Below are 18,788 nucleotides of genomic sequence, written 5' to 3'. Positions count from 1 at the left end.
GCTAAGTATAACATTAAACAGAAATCTTGCCAAGCAAATTATTCAATCTCTTAGCAAACAGACTTACATCATCCATCTCTTCACCTTCCACGATGCAAGCTTGGTAAAATAATAAATGAATCATGTCTTCCAATGTTGGGTTTTCACCACTTTCAGCATAAGATTTCATTATACTCTTTATTACAGGATGCTTAGTATTAATTTCAAGCACCTTTGGCGTGCGGTAATTTAGCTGCTTTTGTTCACGCAAAAAACGCTCCATGCGAAGATCCATAGCACCTTCATCAACCGCTAGGCATACGGGACTATCAGTCAATTTTTTGGAAATTTTTACGCTTTTTACTGAATCTCCAAGCACTGTGGTAAAATATTGCAGTATAGTTTCCTCAGTTTTTTCTTCATTCGATTTATTTTCTTCATCTGTCTTATCTTCTTCTGAAGAGAATTTTTCCAAATCAACATCTGCACGGGTTACAGACTTGATTTTCTGATCTTTGTATTCATGAATTACACTAGTCCAAAAGTCATCAACTGGATCAACAAATAGGAGGACTTCTAGTCCTTTACTGACGAATCCCTCAAGTTGCGGACTGTTTTTCACTGAATCCAAGCTATTTCCAGTGAGATAATAGATATGCTCCTGCTCAGGCTTCATTCTGCTTATATAGTCATCAATGCTGACTAATTTCTCATCACCAGTGCTATGAAATCTGCAAATCGAGAGCAGCGCTTCTCTCTCATCAGTTGGCATAGCTTCACAAAGACCCTCTTTTAATACTGCACCAAAATTGGTCCAGAATTTTGTGTACTCCTCTAAATTCTCTTTTGCCTTTTTACCGAGCTCTGATATCGCGCGTTTAGTGAGGGATTTCCTGATTTGCTCAACAACACGATTATTCTGCAACGTTTCTCTGCTGATATTAAGAGGTAAGTCCGGTGAATCAACAATACCTTTCAAGAAACGTAAATACTGCGGTATGATCTGTACATTATCTTCAGTGATAAATACTTTATTTACATATAACTTAACAGAGCAACGTCTATCTGGATGGAATAAATCAAAAGGTTTTATAGAAGGAACATAAAGCAAATTTGTATATTCTATTGCACCTTCATTTTTATTATGCAATATCATCCAGGGCTCCCCGCCAACGTGGGCAACACTGCGGAAAAAATCGTTGTGCTCCTCTTGAGTAACGTCATTTTTTGGCTTAGTCCAAATTGCAGCCTTACTGTTTAACTTTTCACTTTTTCCTTCTTCGTCTATAAATTCAACAGGAAAATTTATGTGATCAGAGTAAGTAGTGACAATATTTTCAACACGAAATTTATCTAAAAACTCGTTTTCTTCAGGATGCATAATGAGCGTAATTTTGGTTCCGCGAGGGACTTGATTATCTGACTTGCTGATTGAATATTCCCCATCTCCTTTGGATTGCCAGATCCAAGACTCCTCTTCTCCAGCTTTTCTCGATTCTACTATTACTTCTGATGCAACCATAAAGCTTGAGTAAAAACCAACACCAAACTTCCCAATCAGCTCCACAGTTTGGCTTGAATCCTTGCTATTCTTAATCGCATCCAAGAACTTTTGCGTACCAGAGCTTGCAATTGTACCAAGATTGTCTATTAAATCCTGTCTATTCATTCCAATGCCATTATCAGTGATATATAGCTCGTTCTTATCTTTATTGGAGCTGATAGTGATTTTTAATTCGTCACTCAAATCTAGCAAATTAGGGTTTAGTTGAGATTCATAGCGCAACTTATCACATGCATCTGATGCATTTGATATTAATTCACGCAGAAAAATGTCTTTATTGGTGTAAAGTGAATGAATCACTATATTCAGTACTTTCCCTACCTCAGCGTCAAATTTTAAATTTTCAGTTTCTTGTACATTATGCATTTTGAGCTCCATTATTTGCCTACTACCCTAATAATTTAAGTATTGAATCACGATCTTTCAAGGTCACGTACACCAAAATTAATGTGGGTGTAGTTATTATGACACCCAATTTATGGGATCTCTTGCATAACAAACTTTTGGCAGCGCATTGGATGAAACGAAAAACTTCCTTGACACCCTTCGCCAGCCCCCTTATCATGAAACTGAAGCTATTTATTTATCTTCGCAATCTCTGCAGTGGATTAATGACAAAAAAACTTAATGTATTTGGCGTAAATCATGCTTAATTTTTTGCACTATGTGCACCTCATGTCTTTATCAAATTTCTAGCTACACAAGCTGAAATACGCTATTTAAAACATCAAAAAACGCCAACTTAAAAAATGGATAGTGAATAATTAGCTACCCTAGGGTTTCTTTGCCTTTTTTTCTGTTTAGTAAATTTCTTAACGTTTATAATTTAGATTAGTTGCGGCTTAAAAGCGGCTGAGTCACGGTTATTAAGCGTTTAGAATAAAAAAACGCCATACTTGAAAGTATAATGTAAGTAACTAGCCAACCATCGGGCTTTTTTTGCCTTTTTTTCGTTTGGTAAATTTTTTAATACTTAGATTAGTTGCAATTTAAGAGACCAGAAATGGTCAGTGCTTGGCACTGGAATAACGTCCTCCTTTGTTATCCCAGTGCCCAGACACTGGGATCCAGGAAACTTAATTGCAAGTAATGCATTGGATTTGGTGAGTATGGGTTTTATGTTATAGAATGAAACACTTTTGGTGAATTTGTAAAGAAAACTGGATCCCAGTGTTTGGGCACTGGGATGACAAGGTATAAACCTTATCGTCATGCCGCCGCGAACCGTCATACCGCGATTTATTCGCGGTATCTCAGCCGCTAACAAGAGATCCCGCTAACAAGTAGCGGGATGACGGTTGTCGTTCAGCCACAAACATTAAGAAATTTACCAAACGAAAAAAAAGGCAAAAGAAGCCCTGGGGTTATTATCCGCTTTAAAATATTGGCGTTTTTTATGTTTTAAACGCTTGACAAGCGAGATTCAGCCGCTTTTAATTGCAACTAACCTACGCTGCAAATGTTTAAGAAATTTACTAAGCAGAAAAAAAGACAAAGAATCCCCGAGTTAGCTAGTCTTTTACTATCTCTGTCGAGTATTGGCATTTTTTGATGTCTTGTAACGCTTTATAAGCGCGTTCAGCTTATTTAGATAAAAATCTAGATGTAGATGAAGTTTTGTAAAGACATACAGTATCTATATACTGCAAAAAATTGAACATAAGACGCCGATACATTAAGTAATCCTTACCTTTTAATCTGCAGATTGGCGAAAGCAAATACAATAGCTTCACTATCATGATAAGGGCGCTGGCGAAGGGTGTCAAGCAAGTTTTTTCGTTTCTATTCCCAATAAAAGTTTGTTATATGGTTATGCAAGAAGTCTAATGAATCGCGGTATGACGTCTTAGCTATAGATGCTGGTTTGTGTGATTTCAAGAGAAGTTTAGTAGATAAGTTGTGTTTTAAACCAGATTCGGTATTTTAAACTGAACATTTTCAGTAATACCACCTGGCATAACTGAAATTTTTACACTCAGGTTTACTTTTAGGTAGTCTATTAATTCATCAACTAATATGTCAGGAGCGGAAGCACCTGCGGTGATTCCTATCTTTTCTACGCCCTGAAACCAGCTTTTATTCACACAGCTGTAATTATCAATCAAGTAGGCTCTTTTTCCTCTGGCAGTGCACAGATCTAATAAGCGGTTTGAATTTGAGCTATTTTTACTTCCTACAACTAATACCATGTCTACAATTTCAGCTAGCTTTTTAACAGCATTTTGTCTGTTTTGCGTTGCATAGCATATGTCCTTTAAATCTGGACCTGTTATGCCTGGAAACCTTAATTTCAAGGCAGCAATAATGTCACGGGTATCGTCGATGCTTAACGTAGTTTGTGTAACATAAGACAAATTATCTGGATCTTTAACCTTTAAATCATATACATCCTGCAAAGTTTGCACTAAAGTGATAGGATTGTTTACTCTTCCCCTAATTCCCTTAACTTCTGGATGGTTTTCATGCCCAATGAGAATTAATTCTTTACCACTGTTTTCATACCTTTTTGCTTCTTTATGCACTTTGTTGACTAAAGGACATGTTGCATCAATCACTTGAATACCCTTTCTTTTTGCCTCATCTTCTATATTTTTTGATACTCCGTGCGCGCTGAAGATCAGTATTCCTTCATTATCTTCAATTTCCTCGATACTGCTTACAAAAACCACTCCTTGTTTCTTAAAGTCCTCTACTATATATTTATTGTGAACAATTTCGTGTAGCACATAAACTTGGCGCTCGTTTTTGTATTTTTCTAAAGTAATAGCTAATATGTCCACAGCTCTTTTTACCCCGGCACAAAAACCTCGTGGTTCAGCTAAGATGATTTCCATTTTTGTCAAATCAAGTAAATATGCAAGCATTACTTAAAAATAAGCTCCGCTCACTGTGTTTTATAGTACCATTATTTATATTTTATATAATAATTATTTTTCGCATATTCTCTTTAACATTTGATCAACTTACTACTTCAGAAAATTTTAGAAAAGATAATATAGTACATAAACAACCTGATATTTTAGATAGAAATGGAGTGGTAATAGCAACAAATGTGCCCACAACATCACTATATATAGATGCAACCAAAGTAAAGAATCCGGAAAGTATAGCAGCACAACTGTGTTCTACTTTGCATGACCTCGAATACAAGAACTTATATAGAGTACTTACTTCAGAAAAGAAATTTGCTTGGATAAAGCGGCACTTGACTCCAAAAGAATTACTAGCGATCAAAAACGCTGGTGTACCAGGAGTAAATTTTGATGACGACATAAAGCGTATATATCCTCACAGTAATTTATTTTCACACGTGCTTGGTTACACTGACATAGATGGCAATGGTATTGCAGGAGTTGAGGCGTATATAAGTAAAAACAATGAGCAAGAAAAGCACATAATACTATCCTTAGATACACGAGTGCAAAGCATAGTGCATGAAGAGCTAACTAAAGCTGTAAGCAGATATCAGGCACTTGGCGGAGTAGGAATTGTTTTAAATGTGAGAAATAGTGAAGTTATCTCGATGGTCAGCCTACCTGATTTTAATCCCAACTTACAGAATAAGGCAGAAGACGTACAAAAGTTTAATCGCGCCAGCCTTGGGGTATATGAGATGGGGTCGGTATTAAAATACTTTACAATAGCCGCAGCGCTTGATGCGAACGCTACAAAAACTAGCGATTTATATGACGTATCAACACCAATCACCATCGGAAAGTATAAAATTCAGGATTTTCATAAATCTAAAATTCCAAAAATTACTGTGCAAGATATATTTGTAAAATCATCCAACATTGGTGCAGCAAAAATTGCAGTCAAACTAGGTATTGAAAAACAGGTAGAATACTTTAAAGCTATGAAGCTATTTTCTCCTTTGAAAATAGAAATACCAGAAAAATCCACACCGATAATCCCGGATAAATGGAGTGAAACCACTTTAATAACAGCATCTTATGGTTATGGCATAGCTGTAACTCCTATACATCTTGCACAAACTGCAGCAGCATTAATCAACAATGGGATATTTCATAACGCAACCTTGATGTTGAATAAAAGAAGTATAGGAGAGCAAATTATCTCAAGAAGAACTTCCAGGGAAATGAGAAAATTATTACGTGCAGCAGTAACAGATGGCACTGGCAGAAAAGCAAAAATAAAGGCATATTCAATAGGAGGAAAAACTGGATCGGCGGAAAAAGTTGTAGATGGTAAATATAGCAAAGATGCAAACATAGCATCATTTATAGGAGTGCTAACTATGCTTGACCCAAGGTACATAGTGCTAATTGCTATTGATGAGCCTCAAGGGATGCACCATACCGGGGGAATAATTGCTGCGCCTATAGTAAAGAACATTATAAATAGAATAGCGCCTATACTAAATGTTACACCTGAGATGTAAAATTATGATTGCTTTACTACAACTTCAAATTTATCATCACCAAAATCCTTATTAATATACCAAGAACCATCATCTTTAGTTACAAATTCAAGACCTTTAAGGTCTTTTTTTATTGTCTTTCCATTTTGACCATCAATAGCGATATTAATATCGAATGTAATAATGTCTAGATTTATCATAGCTTCTTTCCCGCTGCACGAATTTAGACTGAACTTGCCTAACATGACATCATTAAAACTCACTTCCCCTGTATAGACATCACACTGACCGTCCACACAACACGTAGTTTCAATATAGAAAAGATCTGACATACAAAATACCTTAAAAAAAAGAACTAAACATATATGGCCACTACACCACACCGCTAACAAGTAGTAAAGCGTCGATAAACCTAAGTTACTTTAGCTACGTAGCCATAATACAGCTAGAAATGTAAAATTCAACAGTTAATTGTGTGATTAATAGAGAAGTCTTATTTAGTACACCTTATAGGAATGGCTGTTTAGTTTTTTTGTTAATCTTTTTTACCATGCTGTCAATCATATGCTTTATCCCTTGATATACAGAGTATGTACTTTCGTCGCTACGCATATAAGCAGAACAGGAAAATACATTATGTTCTTCGTCTTCTATTGATAACTCTGTATCGCATTTTATGTGCTCGCCGCCAAGCCTTTCTATCAACTGTTCTCTGTCATCTCCTATAGTTACCTTAACCTTACTTTCTTCTTTACCTATCTTGCTACTTAAAATTGAAACAATGATGGCTGGAGATATGCATATCGCTCCTATTGGCTTTTTTGTAACAAAAAATTCTGAAACTAATCTTTCAAATTCAGGCATTACTGTCACCATGTCTTTACTTTCAGCTAAGTCAGATAAATTTTTCGCAACCCCGTATCCACCAGGTACAACTAGCATGTCAAAATTTTCAGCTTTGGCTTCTTTTAAGTCATATATTTCGCCTCTTGCGATTCTTGCTGCTTCCACAAGTACATTCCTTTTTTCTTTTGTTGCCTCTTTTGTTCTATGATTCATAACTTGTGTGATATTGATATCAGGTGCAAAGCATTTAACATCCACTTCCTGCTGATCAAGCACAAGCAAACTTAAAACCGCTTCTCTTACCTCTGCACCGTCAAGGTGACCACACCCTGATAAGACCACAGCAGCTTTTAATTTTTTTTCACCCATAAAGTACCTTGATTTCATATAATCTAGATATTTTAATACAAATTCTATATTTGGAAAGGGGTATGTTATATCAATTATAATATAATTAATGATTAGTATGTATAATTAGGCATATTTATAATCAACGAAGCTGAATATGGAATCTAGCAATAGTATGTTTTTTGACACTGACTATCCAGAACTAAGAAAAGCTATTTCAGATATAATAGAAAGTATTGCACAATCCTCACAAGAGGGGAAAAAAGAGTTATTTACAACCCTATCAGAACAAGTTAAAGGGATGAACCTCAAAGATTTAGGTTTAGCGATTAATGACCAAGGCTTGCAAAAGGAGGTCAACAAAGAATTATTTATAAAATTCATTGAAGAAGCGCTTGAAGGTTTAACTTCTGAAAATGTTGACTCAAAAATAATAGAAGAGGCGTTAAAATCTGTTAATCAGCAAGCAATAAGTAATGTTATAAATAATAATAAAGGTCCACTGGACAATCTAGTCAATTATTTTAAATCAGCATCTGCAAATAAAAAAATTGGAATAGCTTCTGCCGTAATGGTATTAGGAGCAGCATTTTCTCCACTTATTGTGCTTGCTACATTAATAGCACTTGTAGGTATTGGAGCACGTTATGCAGGAATAGGTATAGTAAAGGCAGGGGAAAAAATAAAAGAAGGTGCGATTGATGCAGGAAAAGCAGTGAAAAGTTTATCTAAAAATTTAGGGGATAAATTGCCTGAGGTTGGGCCAAAAAAAGATAACTTTAGTAAATTATACAACAGTTTGGCTCAAGAGATTATAGGCTATAATATGTCCGAAGAAGGTGAAAAAATAAAAAACGCCCAGAGTAAAGCAAAGGTCATAGGCATGCTTCAAAATGAAGGGCAGCGATCTGCTATACAAGAGTTAGTAAAGAATGGAACTATTCAAAATTTTTCAGAAGATGACATGAAAAAGCTTAGAGAAAAAGGTACTAGTACTTATGAAAGTGATAAGGAAGCACTTGAGGAACTTATGGAGAAATTTCAATCTAAAATTATGGCCATTGGTGAGGGTAAAATAGAGGAGGTAGAAAAAATGGTTAATGATAAAGTTAACCAAATGAAGTCACCAGTTCCTCAATTAGATAGTCCAAGTTCTGAACAAGCGAGTACAGGAGAAACCAAAACCCTCTGATGGCTTGGAGAGGGAGGGAATGGAAAAGGTAGAGATCTATTCTTTTTTATCCACTTTTTTGAGCAATCCACTTCCACATCTAACACACATCTCAGTGATTATAATATCCAATTTTTGATCATGTTTTTCTACAGGTAAATCTTTACAATATTGTTTCTCATAGGCTACACCTATAAATATTTTTCCAAGTGGCCGCAGTTTTTCTATCATTGTATCATACCAACCACCGCCAAAACCCAATCTATTAAAATGATCATCAAAAGCAATAACAGGAGTAATGATTGTGTCGGGAATTACGTCTTCATTTGTTTTGTTCCATTCCTCAAATTTTAGTAACTTATTTTTATTAGGAATTGCTACTTTATAATCTAAATCGAGTAAACTATGCATCAAAGGCACAACATCTATTTCCTCATCCATTGGAATGTAAGCTGCTATTGTTTTGCCTTTAACGTAGCTTAAGTTCTGATTAAAGAGATTAATAAGGGAATTTGCCGCATAACTGGAATAACTTTCATCAATATCTTTTCTTATAGCTCTATATTGCTCTCTTATTTCCTTTTTGTGCTGTTTAATATCTTTGAACATGATCTATCCATTTTGCAGTAAGTTTTTCTTGTAAACTATTTTGCTTCAAGCGCTCACTTAAAAAGTCAAAGTCAACACACCCCATATCCTGGTCTTGATTACTGCAACTATAAACAAAACTCCTTTCTCCTGTTTTCGCATTTATATGTTGCTGCACACACTGAGCGCAGATTTCTTTCATCATACACTGCATAGGAGAATTAACTGATGATATCGCTATGTGGCCTGATTTCAGATATGGCTTTAAAATTGTTTTTCTAGCTTCATTCACAGCTTTCATCATTTTGTCAGAACCAATAGTGATAATTTTATCTATAACGTTCAAATTAATACCTAATCTTCCTTGTTGATAAGAGACTATTGCATCAACTATATTACCATGAAAGGATTTATCTTGATCTCTGCTTGTTTCTATCAATCCTTCTTCACATGCCCAAACTACTGCATTTGATGCACGCTCTATCAGTGCTCGTTTAAATACATCACTTAACTTCTTATAGCCAGCAAAGTACAAAACCTTGTTATTATTTTCAAGACATGCCTTCCCTATCGAAAATAACACTGCATTTCCAACTCCACCACCAATTAGCATTATATTCTTCATGTGCTATTTTAACTGCATTTGTTCAAATTTTTTGAAATTTTATAGAACAAAGTAATTTATATAGTTCTATACACAAAGACAAGAACACTCTCTGACTTCAACTATACCGATAACTGATAGCTGCATTTTTACGCATATCATCTAATAACAAGTTGCTTTGTATCATAATCTTTTGTTGGTACATTTTCTGTTTGATTGCTTCTATACCCGCTACATTACTCTTGATATCACACAACATCATCAACTTTGCAGTGCCATTTTCTCTCAATTCTACTATTTCATTCACACTTGTTTTACTAAATAAAATCTGTAAATCAGGATTTAAATCTCGCATTTTTATTTCAAATTCTTTTGCGTTTGGCAGCTTAAAATTATCTGCCAATTTATCAAAATTTAAACAACTGACCTTTTGCTCCTTGAGATTATCTAATAAACTTTCTGAACCTTCAACCACAATCTGTTTTAATTTTAAAGTGCTTTCCAGCAGTGCATGATTAAGTTGTACTTTATCTATTACTTTTATAACGGAGTAACCTTCACTGAAACTGAATGGACCTGCTATGTCGCTGGTTTCTAATCCTTCTAAAACGCTCTTGAGTTTTCCTTTTAGCTGACTTAAATTAACTGTTGCTTTACGCATCTTTATTGGAGATTCTGGGTTATCACTGTTGCGTAATTTTTTTACTAAATCTTCAGCTATACCATAAACGTCCTTGTCTTTTTGATCAGGAATTATAAACTCTTGGAACGTGATAAGATAATCCGGCTTTTCTGTTTGCCTTTTTACATCATCTACTTCTTTATCGCTTATATTAATAAATGGCACAATTCTTACTTCAATAATTTTGCTCCACAGTAACTGACATTTTATTTGTTTTCTTAAAATACCAAGATCTATATTATGCTTCTCTATGTATTGATCAACTTCATTAGCCTTAAGTTTAAAACTTTGGGTTAAAAATAACATAATAGCATTATCTAACTCCTCGTTGCTCAATTTTATATTCAGCCTCTGTGCTTCATTGATAATGATAATTTCGTCTATTAGCTCCCTAAGCACTTGAGGCTTTGCTTCTTTTTGATTAACACTTTGAGTGCCAAACAATGAATTTATAAAGTTGATGCGTTTTTCGATATCTAAATTTGAAATTGGTTCACCATTTACATCTGCAACAATTTCAATCTCGGTTGCAAGCAACCTAAGTGGCAACACTATCAACAGTAAAATTAGTATTTTATACATACAAGTAAAGTTAATAACCAATTCTATAATAAATACTGAGTCAATGCTAGCCAACTTTTTAATAGTGATCTCAGTGACAATGGAAATAAAAACCATTGCAACAAAATCAGGTACGCTGGTAAATAGGCTAAAAACATGCTAATATAGCGAATTTAAACCGTGCTAAAAACAGTATACGGAAGGAGAGGGATTCGAACCCTCGATACGACTTTTGGGTCGTATAACGGTTTAGCAAACCGCCGCCTTCAGCCGCTCGGCCACCCTTCCAAATTTAGAACCTAAAGATTATATAATACCAAGACCTCTACCACCTGTCTAATGCTTTTAATTGCAATATTTGTATCTGTTCAGATGCATGGCTAATGCTGAAACAAAAATTCCAGTGCTCCCTTTCTTGTCATCCCAGTGCCCAGACACTGGGATCCAGGATTTTGATTAGCACTAAGTTGGTGAGCATATAAGTGTTATGTTAAAATATAACGTTTTTACGGAAAGTCTGGATCCCAGTGTCACGCACTGGAATGACATCGTTTACTATGTGCCATATTGCAATGTTCGTACAGTTGTGCGCGGTATAGATTCCGCTAACAAGTAGCGGAATGACGAATTTGTTGTTTTTCAAATTGTGGGCAAACCTAAGCCACTTTAGCTATAAATCAATAAAAACTAATTTCTGCTTTTTTCAATGATTTTCTTTGCTTCTTCCACACCAACCCATTCTCCAACTGCTACCGTTTTTCCCTTTTCCAGATCTTTATAATGAGAAAAGAAATGAGTAATTTTATCTAGTAGGCTTTTAGATAAGTCAGAATAGTCCTTTATATTGTCATAATAGCTATCAACACTGGAAACAGGCACTGCTAATATTTTCTCATCTTCTCCTTTTTCATCTTTAGTGAGTAATGCGCCTATTGGACGCACCGATATTAAAACACTAGATGCTAAGGGAAATTGAGTTAGCACCAAAACATCCACAGGATCACCATCACCTGCGCAGGTATTTGGTACAAACCCATAATTGCAAGGATAAGTCATTGAGGTAGATAAAAATCTGTCAACTTGTAACAACCTAAACTCTTTATTAAATTCATACTTTACAGGCTCAGCATTCGCACTTATTTCAATTACCACATTCACCGCATTTGGTCCTGCTGTTATTTTACTTAAATCCATAAATTACCTCTTAACTTAAGAATAAGCATTATACAATATATGCTTTTAAGTTGCTACATTTATGTAATTCTAAACTTATTTTCACGGGCTGTCCTAAATTTTCATTCGTCATCTTATTGACTGTTGAAAGTGGTGGTTCCTGTGATAATTGAAATAAAGCATATACTATTACGATAGTAAGCACTGCAGCAATTACTAGATTAGCAAAATTATCCTGTGGTAGGACACCTTTTATTGGATTAAATAATTTTTGCTCCATAAAGAAATAATCAGCAACATATAACCCAACAGATAATACAAACATACCTAAAATAAGTTTACAGACTGTGTTTTTATGGTCTTTTTCTTTTTTCTTGCTGGTGATAGGATTTGGCCTACATTCATTCTCTTCTTGCAGCACTGAGTAGTATATATTATCAGGGCTCGTTATTAATTGTTCAAATTCATCACTATTTTGGTTTTTTAACAGTTGCTCTAGGGTGTTTTTTGTATTTATAGGATATATTAATCCATCCATTTTCAATGCTTTCTCTTGCCGATCCACATTCTCATGGTCGATTGTATATTTATCTCTACTTGATAATCCGATCATGTGTAGTTTGCCAGCTAAGAACATTATATAGCTCTCTATTAACTGATTCTCACATATCTCTAATACTTCTCTTTTTACTGTTTTGTTAGATGACGAAAGTTCTTTATAGTGACCACCCAAAGAAAAGAACAATGCTATATCTTTATCTGCTTTTATGTCATGAATGGAATAATAGCTGCTGATAACGCACTTATTTAATGCAAATTCTCTGTCATATTTGTTTAATGTATTTCCTTCACTTAGTAACTTTCTAAGACCAATGAGTACTTTATTTTCAAAATCTTCTTCTGTTTTAAATATTGGTTCTCTCTTTGGATTTGCTAAGATGTTAAGTAAATCTAATTTTCTTCCATCTACTACTTCATTTATATATTCATTTAACTCAGATCCTTTAATAACTTCATATATTTTATCTATGACATCTTTAGTATTCAGGTTATTGTTTTCACTTAGAATTTGATAAGCTTGAGCATAAATTAAAAACAGCCCTTGTAGACTAAATTTTAAGTTAAAATATTTATCTAATGGTTCCTCTTTTTTTCTAATGAATTCAGACAAACCAAAATGATTTCTGTGATCCATAAAACGACCTAAGTCAGCATGTTGAAAGCTACCTAAAAAAATAAATAACGTCTCTAATAAATTACCCTTACCAACAATTTTTATTAGTTCTTCAATTTCTTTTATCATTGCTGAAACCTATAATGTTCTACTTTATAGTATAAGGGATACATGGCAAAATAGCAATAAATGTTATTAGACTTCTTGCATAACCCAAACTAAGTAGAAAAAGGTATAGCTATACCGCCGCGGCACTAACAAGAGATCCCGCTAACACGCAGCGGGATACTATCTACACCGTCATACCGCGATTCATTCGCGGTATCTCTCAACATAGATCCCGCTAACACGTAGCGGGATGACGAGACTTATCTTTATGCTGCCACGAACCGTCATACCGCCGCGGTATCTCTTAGCCGCTAACAAGTAGCGAAATGACAACAATCCTACGTCATACCGCCGCGGCGCTAACAAGAGATCCCGCTAGCGGGACGACGGTTATCGTTTAGCTACAAACATTAAGAAATTTACCAAACGAAAAAAAAGGCAAAAGAAGCCCCGTGGTTGGCTAATTACTTACATTATACTTTCAAGTATGGCGTTTTTTTATTCTAAACACTTAATAACCGCGATTTAGCTGCTTTTAAGCCGCAACTAATCTAAATTATAAACGTTAAGAAATTTACTAAACAGAAAAAAGGCAAAAGAAACCCTAGGGTAGCTAGTTATTCACTATCCATTTTTTAAGTTGGCGTTTTTTAATGTTTTAAATGCTTTATAAGCGTATTTCAGCTTGTGTAGGTCAAAACCCGGAAATTTGATAAAGACATAAGGTGCACATAGTGCAAAAAATTAAACATGAGACGCCAGATACGTTGAGTTTTTTTGTCATTTAATCTGTACAGAGAAGATAAATAAATAGCTTCAGTTTCATGATAAGGGCGCTGGCGGAGTTTGTCAAGCAAGTTTTTTCGTTTCTGTTATATGGTTATGCAAGAAGTCTATTGTATGTTTACACTCTGCATTAAAGCTTTTAGTTAAGAGCATATCCATCCACCGCCGATAACTTGCTCATCTTTATACGCTACACAGGCTTGACCTGGACTGATGCCAAAGTAATCGTCGTTTAAAATGACACAGGCTTTATTTTTTTCGTCAGTTGAATGTATTGTTGCTAAACTTCCCACATGTGATGATCTCAGCTTCACAGTTACTTCCATACCTTCCTTTGGTTGTTCTAACCAATTTAACTCCTTGATCAATATTTTTTTTTGCATTAATACGTTGATCGGACCTACTATAACCTCATTATTTTCTGTATTAATTTTTATCACATAAAGAGGTTCATTGTGTGCGATACCCAAGCCCTTTCTTTGCCCCACTGTAAAATTTACTATGCCACTGTGCTCGCCTAGCACTTTTCCATTAACATCCACTATTTTACCTTTCTGTACAGATTGTGGAGCTAATTTAGCTATTGTTTTACTATAGCTTTCGGAAACAAAGCATATATCTTGACTGTCCTGCTTTTCAGAAATTTGTAAGCTGAAATACTTTGCTAATTTTCTTATATCACTTTTATAGAACCCACCTAGTGGAAATCGCAAAAGCTTCAATTGCTCCTGAGTTGTAGCAAACAAAAAATAACTTTGATCTTTACTTTTATCAATGCTTCTGCACAACTTTACCTCACCATTTTTTTCTAACCTTCTCACGTAATGTCCTGTTACGAGCACATCCGCACCAAGATTTTTTGTAACTTGCAATAGATCACGAAATTTTACCGTTTGGTTACATCTCACGCATGGTATGGGAGTTTCCCCACGCATATAGGTACTCGCAAAATCCTCTATTACTTCCTTTTTGAATATTTCCTCATAGTTTAAAATATAGTGAGGAAAGCCAACACTTTCAGCTACACGCTTAGCGTCATAAATATCCTGTCCAGCGCAGCATGCGCCCTTTCTTGCGTTAGCATTACCGTCGGTGCCATAGAGTTGAAGAGTCATACCTACCACTTTGTACCCAAGGTTATGTAGCAGTGCTGCAGCAACGGAGCTATCAACTCCCCCGGACATTGCAACAACAGCCTTGGTCTGGTGCGGAGCTTTATCTTTTAGCAGAGGTTCTATTTCAAATTCTTTTAGCATAATCGCCTTAATTTATAAACACAAACTTGGTGTCATGCAAGTAGCTGACACTGGAATCTAGTTTCTATTACACAATTTCATCGAAACAGCATACTTGTTTATAGTCAATTTTTCTGGATCCCAGTGTTGGCTACTTGGATGACATCTTTATGCTTGAGGTAAAATTTGCTATAAAATTCGATGAACTACCTTTAAAAATAATTTAATCCTGCTTAAATAAAACATGGCCAAAATAATCCATGTTTTCAAGCACTTTTCCGCTACCCAGAGCAACACAACAAAGTGGGTCATCTGCAACACGAACCGGTAATTTTGTTGTTTCACTGATAACTTTACCTAGATTACGTAATAATCCACCACCACCGGATAAAACTATTCCTCTATCGACTATATCAGAAGAAAGTTCAGGTGGAGTGCTCTCCAGCGCAGTCTTAATAGCAGAAATTATCTGATGTACAGGCTCTATTAAACTCTCTGCAACTTGGTATTCTGATAAAAGCATTTCTTTTGGCATGCCACTCACTAAATCCCTGCCCTTAATTATCATTCCCTCTTTGTTATTTTCACCTGGCAGACTGGCTGAACCTATGCTTTTCTTAATTTTCTCAGCGGTTGTTTCACCGATTAATAATTTATGATTTTCACGAATATATGACTTTATTGCCTCATCCATAATATCGCCACCTACTCTGGCAGAACGTGAATAAACAATTCCGCCTAAAGAAATAATTGCAACTTCAGTTGTACCGCCTCCTATATCAACAATCATAGAACCCTCAGGTTCAGTAACCGGGAGCCCAGCTCCGATTGCTGCAGCCATTGGTTCTTCAATTAAAAATACTTCATTTGCACCAGCACTTTCTGCTGCATCTTGTATAGCACGCCTTTCAACTGGCGTGGATCCAGATGGAACGCATATGATAATATTAGGTTTATTAACAGTGAATTTTGTGTTTGCACTGCGTATGAAATATTTTAGCATTTCTTCCGCACTTTTAAAATCAGCAATAACTCCATCCTTTAAGGGCCTTATCGCCTCTATTTCTCCAGGCGTTTTCCCAAGCATCATTTTAGCTTTTTTACCAAAAGCATAAGGAACGTAACTTCCTTTTTCTTTTATTCTTGCTACAACTGAAGGCTCATCAAGCACTATTCCCTGATTTTTCTGATAAACTAAAGTGTTTGCAGTACCAAGGTCTATAGCAATATCGCTAGCAAACAAACCTTTGAAAGTAAAAAGGCTATAAAACTTTCCGGTTAATTTTCGAACAAAATTCATACATAACTCAAGAAAACCATTTATTAAGACAAATTATACTTTTCAGATAAGTAGTAAGTAACACACTCAACGTCTAAACCCTTACCTGTTACTTTTTTTAGCAGTTCCAGGCCACACTTTGCACTGTATATATTTTGAGATAACCAACTGATAAGTAAACTAAAATCTCCTTTTATTATAGCACTTAATGATTCGTAATGATTCTTTTTAACGCAAGAGAAAATCTGCACAGCAGCAATTAAAGCAATAATTTTTATAGGAAAGTAGCCCATAACACCGCTTGCCCAATATTCATCTTGAAAATAAGTGTTTAGCTCATTTTCAGCTTTTACTGGAATTTTATAGTGCTTCATACCTTCCAGCCACGCATCATGCAGGTCTTTGACTTCCAATGTACCATTTATTATATCTTGTTCTAACCTAGTTCTCAACATAATATGAGCTAACAGACTAAATTCATCTGCATTTTTTAAAAAAGAAGAAAGGTTTATTTCATTGAAAATCAAGTACAAATTTTCAACACTGCTAACTTTCTCGTTAGTTTTGCCTTTTATAGCAAATTTCTCTTTTATGTGTGGTTGAATAAACTCAATAAATTCTCTGGATGTTCCAATCATCCTTTCCATGAATAACCCTTGAGTTTCATACATAACATGTCTCGTAATTGGACTACTTATAGAATTTTGCGCTAAACATTTTTGATAAATTGCATAACCACTATGCCGTAAAAGTGAAAATAAACCATAACAAAAATCAGATTCATCATAATCTATAGGGTAGTAATAAGAAGTACGAATCTCATTTAGTGCAATACCCATTTGCTGTAAACATAATGAGCCAAGTTCAATCTGTTTCTGAGTAGCAACTTTTTGTATATTAGTAACCTTATCCTTTTTCTGCTTTTCAATTATTTTATCTACATTTTCGCTAAAAAATTTGCCTACCTTGGGGAATACTTCCCTTATATTCTTTTCTGTGATATCAGAGTCATAGTCAGCAAGCAGTGAGTCGTATTTTGAGCATTTTAATTGCTGCGATTTTATAGAAGCTACTTCGCGAATGAGTGTGATTAAATCAGTAAAACGTTCTTTTAGTTTTTCTAAGTTACTGGTTTCAGAATGAGATAGCTTCCATAAATTTTGGCATTCAACCTTAGCTTTGGATAAAGACTTTACTAAATCAATAGGAACAGCACTGTTGCTTTTATGTATTCTCTCTATTAACTTTAGCTGCTGAGTATTTGCACTTTTTTTGTTACCAAGAGCATCTGCTAATGATTCCTTTATTGCGTCATGAGAGATAATTTCATGTCTGATTTCTTCTAGAAGACTCATTTGTTCAACTTTGTCCTCTATATTCAATTGGCTTTGGTTTAGTACTTTTAGCGTATTTTCGATATTCTTTACCCTATATAATACTTCCTCTAAAAACTTATAAGATTGCATATTTGTTCATTATTTTAGAAAACATCTGTTTAATACCGTAATAGATTAATAATAAAGTTAAAAGTATATTTGCTTAAAGTACAATAAAAAATTGTACTTTTTATTCTTTTATTGGATTTTTCTACTCAGAGTCCAGCATATTATAGGAAAATTAATTGTAAGGTTGTAGAAAAAGTATTTAGTATTTTATTTCTCTTGACTATATTACAATATGGAGAGATATTAGCTACTGAAATTAAAGTTACGCACTATTTAAAATTTATGGAGGTTTAGTAATGTGGAGTAGACTGGTTATAATGTGCTGTTTTTGTTTATTACTTACTGGTGTAAGTTCTTGCCCAAAAAAAGGAGCAAATACAACAAATAAAATAAATTCTGTTGTTAAGCAGATAGGTGATAAAAGAGTTTTCTTTGGTTATGATGAATCTAGTATTGCTGAAGTAAGTGCAGATGCATTACTTGACGTAATGGAGGTGTTACAAGATAACCCTGACGCGAAGGTTACTTTAACTGGTCACACTGACAACCGTGGTTCTCATGAATATAATCTTGCGCTAGGCGCTAGAAGGGCTGATGCAGCTAAAAAATTTATGGTTAGTTGTACACCCTACATAGAAAACAGAATAAAAACTGCTTCTAAAGGTGAAACTGAGCCTTTGGTTAATGTAAAAGATGATTCTAGAAATTCTAAATATGAAAAAGAGCATGCTAAAAATCGTAGAGTGGAATTTTCATTTTCTGGAATAAAGAAATAGTTTCTTGCATTAAAACCTGGATCCCAGTGTCAAACACTGGGATGACATAAAGAAAGGGCACTGGGGTAGACAAAAAAGGACAAACTTG

The 18,788-nt window shown here is 34.9% G+C and carries 17 protein-coding genes and 1 tRNA gene; 4 read left to right on the top strand and 14 right to left on the bottom strand.

Annotated features, from left to right (window positions below; all coding sequences use genetic code 11):
- Positions 1-13: 13 nt before the first annotated feature.
- The 3 genes from htpG to ispH form a co-directional block, all read right to left on the bottom strand.
- Positions 14-1,909, bottom strand: coding sequence for a molecular chaperone HtpG (gene htpG / locus ABL518_RS01770; protein WP_095742876.1), 1,896 nt, complete (start codon positions 1,907-1,909; stop codon positions 14-16).
- Positions 1,910-2,516: 607 nt separating this feature from the next.
- Positions 2,517-2,810 (bottom strand): hypothetical protein, encoded by a 294-nt coding sequence (locus ABL518_RS01765; RefSeq protein WP_251371775.1) that lies wholly within the window; start codon positions 2,808-2,810, stop codon positions 2,517-2,519.
- 637 nt (positions 2,811-3,447) lie between these two features.
- On the bottom strand, positions 3,448-4,377 hold the full coding sequence (gene ispH / locus ABL518_RS01760; protein WP_010963148.1) for a 4-hydroxy-3-methylbut-2-enyl diphosphate reductase: 930 nt from the start codon (positions 4,375-4,377) through the stop codon (positions 3,448-3,450).
- Positions 4,378-4,397: 20 nt separating this feature from the next.
- On the opposite strand from ispH, the gene ABL518_RS01755 reads away from it, so the two are divergent.
- Positions 4,398-5,945 carry a peptidoglycan D,D-transpeptidase FtsI family protein gene (locus ABL518_RS01755; protein ID WP_010081943.1) on the top strand — a complete coding sequence of 516 codons (1,548 nt, stop codon included), beginning with the start codon at positions 4,398-4,400 and terminating at the stop codon, positions 5,943-5,945.
- A gap of 2 nt (positions 5,946-5,947) precedes the next feature.
- Here ABL518_RS01755 and ABL518_RS01750 read toward each other — a convergent pair whose 3' ends face one another.
- Entirely contained in the window at positions 5,948-6,256 is a 309-nt protein-coding gene (locus ABL518_RS01750) for a hypothetical protein (RefSeq protein ID WP_010081942.1), read from the bottom strand.
- A gap of 175 nt (positions 6,257-6,431) precedes the next feature.
- Positions 6,432-7,139, bottom strand: coding sequence for an isoprenoid biosynthesis glyoxalase ElbB (gene elbB, locus ABL518_RS01745; RefSeq protein WP_022626165.1), 708 nt, complete (start codon positions 7,137-7,139; stop codon positions 6,432-6,434).
- Positions 7,140-7,275: 136 nt separating this feature from the next.
- Between elbB and ABL518_RS01740 the strand changes: the two genes are divergently transcribed.
- Positions 7,276-8,310 carry a hypothetical protein gene (locus ABL518_RS01740; protein ID WP_070357017.1) on the top strand — a complete coding sequence of 345 codons (1,035 nt, stop codon included), beginning with the start codon at positions 7,276-7,278 and terminating at the stop codon, positions 8,308-8,310.
- Between the two features lie 36 nt (positions 8,311-8,346).
- On the opposite strand, the gene ABL518_RS01735 is transcribed toward ABL518_RS01740, so the two are convergent.
- From ABL518_RS01735 to ABL518_RS01720, 4 genes are all read right to left on the bottom strand, one after another.
- Positions 8,347-8,898, bottom strand: coding sequence for a 5-formyltetrahydrofolate cyclo-ligase (locus ABL518_RS01735; RefSeq protein WP_010963143.1), 552 nt, complete (start codon positions 8,896-8,898; stop codon positions 8,347-8,349).
- On the bottom strand, positions 8,882-9,502 hold the full coding sequence (locus ABL518_RS01730) for a hypothetical protein (RefSeq protein WP_006279429.1): 621 nt from the start codon (positions 9,500-9,502) through the stop codon (positions 8,882-8,884). Before ABL518_RS01730 ends, ABL518_RS01735 begins: the two co-directional genes overlap by 17 nt.
- A 97-nt stretch (positions 9,503-9,599) precedes the next feature.
- Positions 9,600-10,745, bottom strand: coding sequence for a SurA N-terminal domain-containing protein (locus tag ABL518_RS01725; RefSeq protein ID WP_095742874.1), 1,146 nt, complete (start codon positions 10,743-10,745; stop codon positions 9,600-9,602).
- 176 nt (positions 10,746-10,921) lie between these two features.
- Positions 10,922-11,012 (bottom strand) — tRNA-Ser (locus ABL518_RS01720).
- A gap of 199 nt (positions 11,013-11,211) precedes the next feature.
- Here ABL518_RS01720 and ABL518_RS01715 point away from each other — a divergent pair.
- Entirely contained in the window at positions 11,212-11,340 is a 129-nt protein-coding gene (locus ABL518_RS01715; RefSeq protein WP_256437680.1) for a hypothetical protein, read from the top strand.
- Between the two features lie 71 nt (positions 11,341-11,411).
- Here ABL518_RS01715 and ppa read toward each other — a convergent pair whose 3' ends face one another.
- The 5 genes from ppa to ABL518_RS01690 form a co-directional block, all read right to left on the bottom strand.
- On the bottom strand, positions 11,412-11,918 hold the full coding sequence (gene ppa / locus ABL518_RS01710; protein WP_010082061.1) for an inorganic diphosphatase: 507 nt from the start codon (positions 11,916-11,918) through the stop codon (positions 11,412-11,414).
- Between the two features lie 28 nt (positions 11,919-11,946).
- Positions 11,947-13,200, bottom strand: coding sequence for a hypothetical protein (locus ABL518_RS01705; protein ID WP_251371774.1), 1,254 nt, complete (start codon positions 13,198-13,200; stop codon positions 11,947-11,949).
- Positions 13,201-14,108: 908 nt separating this feature from the next.
- Positions 14,109-15,221, bottom strand: coding sequence for a tRNA 2-thiouridine(34) synthase MnmA (gene mnmA / locus ABL518_RS01700; RefSeq protein WP_010082058.1), 1,113 nt, complete (start codon positions 15,219-15,221; stop codon positions 14,109-14,111).
- 202 nt (positions 15,222-15,423) lie between these two features.
- Complete coding sequence (locus tag ABL518_RS01695) at positions 15,424-16,500, bottom strand: rod shape-determining protein (RefSeq protein WP_007548791.1); 1,077 nt, start codon at positions 16,498-16,500, stop codon at positions 15,424-15,426.
- A 23-nt stretch (positions 16,501-16,523) separates the two neighbouring features.
- A complete protein-coding gene (locus ABL518_RS01690) occupies positions 16,524-17,945 on the bottom strand; it encodes a carboxypeptidase (protein WP_010963135.1) in 1,422 nt (473 codons plus the stop codon).
- 275 nt (positions 17,946-18,220) lie between these two features.
- Between ABL518_RS01690 and ABL518_RS01685 the strand changes: the two genes are divergently transcribed.
- Complete coding sequence (locus tag ABL518_RS01685; protein ID WP_010081889.1) at positions 18,221-18,700, top strand: OmpA family protein; 480 nt, start codon at positions 18,221-18,223, stop codon at positions 18,698-18,700.
- Positions 18,701-18,788: the final 88 nt, after the last annotated feature.

Source organism: Wolbachia endosymbiont of Drosophila willistoni (genome assembly GCF_040084705.1).
Taxonomy (GTDB): Bacteria; Pseudomonadota; Alphaproteobacteria; order Rickettsiales; family Anaplasmataceae; genus Wolbachia; species Wolbachia pipientis.
This window is presented reverse-complemented; position numbering and strand designations above follow the sequence as displayed.

Excerpts from the sequence above, each read along its gene's own strand:
- htpG (WP_095742876.1), bottom strand. The coding sequence starts at position 1,909 with ATGCATAATGTACAAGAAACTGAAAATTTAAAATTTGACGCTGAGGTA.
- ispH (WP_010963148.1), bottom strand. The coding sequence starts at position 4,377 with ATGGAAATCATCTTAGCTGAACCACGAGGTTTTTGTGCCGGGGTAAAA.
- ABL518_RS01755 (WP_010081943.1), top strand. The coding sequence starts at position 4,398 with ATGCAAGCATTACTTAAAAATAAGCTCCGCTCACTGTGTTTTATAGTA.
- ABL518_RS01750 (WP_010081942.1), bottom strand. The coding sequence starts at position 6,256 with ATGTCAGATCTTTTCTATATTGAAACTACGTGTTGTGTGGACGGTCAG.
- elbB (WP_022626165.1), bottom strand. The coding sequence starts at position 7,139 with ATGGGTGAAAAAAAATTAAAAGCTGCTGTGGTCTTATCAGGGTGTGGT.
- ABL518_RS01740 (WP_070357017.1), top strand. The coding sequence starts at position 7,276 with ATGGAATCTAGCAATAGTATGTTTTTTGACACTGACTATCCAGAACTA.
- ABL518_RS01735 (WP_010963143.1), bottom strand. The coding sequence starts at position 8,898 with ATGTTCAAAGATATTAAACAGCACAAAAAGGAAATAAGAGAGCAATAT.
- ABL518_RS01730 (WP_006279429.1), bottom strand. The coding sequence starts at position 9,502 with ATGAAGAATATAATGCTAATTGGTGGTGGAGTTGGAAATGCAGTGTTA.
- ABL518_RS01725 (WP_095742874.1), bottom strand. The coding sequence starts at position 10,745 with ATGTATAAAATACTAATTTTACTGTTGATAGTGTTGCCACTTAGGTTG.
- ABL518_RS01715 (WP_256437680.1), top strand. The coding sequence starts at position 11,212 with ATGTTAAAATATAACGTTTTTACGGAAAGTCTGGATCCCAGTGTCACG.
- ppa (WP_010082061.1), bottom strand. The coding sequence starts at position 11,918 with ATGGATTTAAGTAAAATAACAGCAGGACCAAATGCGGTGAATGTGGTA.
- ABL518_RS01705 (WP_251371774.1), bottom strand. The coding sequence starts at position 13,200 with ATGATAAAAGAAATTGAAGAACTAATAAAAATTGTTGGTAAGGGTAAT.
- mnmA (WP_010082058.1), bottom strand. The coding sequence starts at position 15,221 with ATGCTAAAAGAATTTGAAATAGAACCTCTGCTAAAAGATAAAGCTCCG.
- ABL518_RS01695 (WP_007548791.1), bottom strand. The coding sequence starts at position 16,500 with ATGAATTTTGTTCGAAAATTAACCGGAAAGTTTTATAGCCTTTTTACT.
- ABL518_RS01690 (WP_010963135.1), bottom strand. The coding sequence starts at position 17,945 with ATGCAATCTTATAAGTTTTTAGAGGAAGTATTATATAGGGTAAAGAAT.
- ABL518_RS01685 (WP_010081889.1), top strand. The coding sequence starts at position 18,221 with ATGTGGAGTAGACTGGTTATAATGTGCTGTTTTTGTTTATTACTTACT.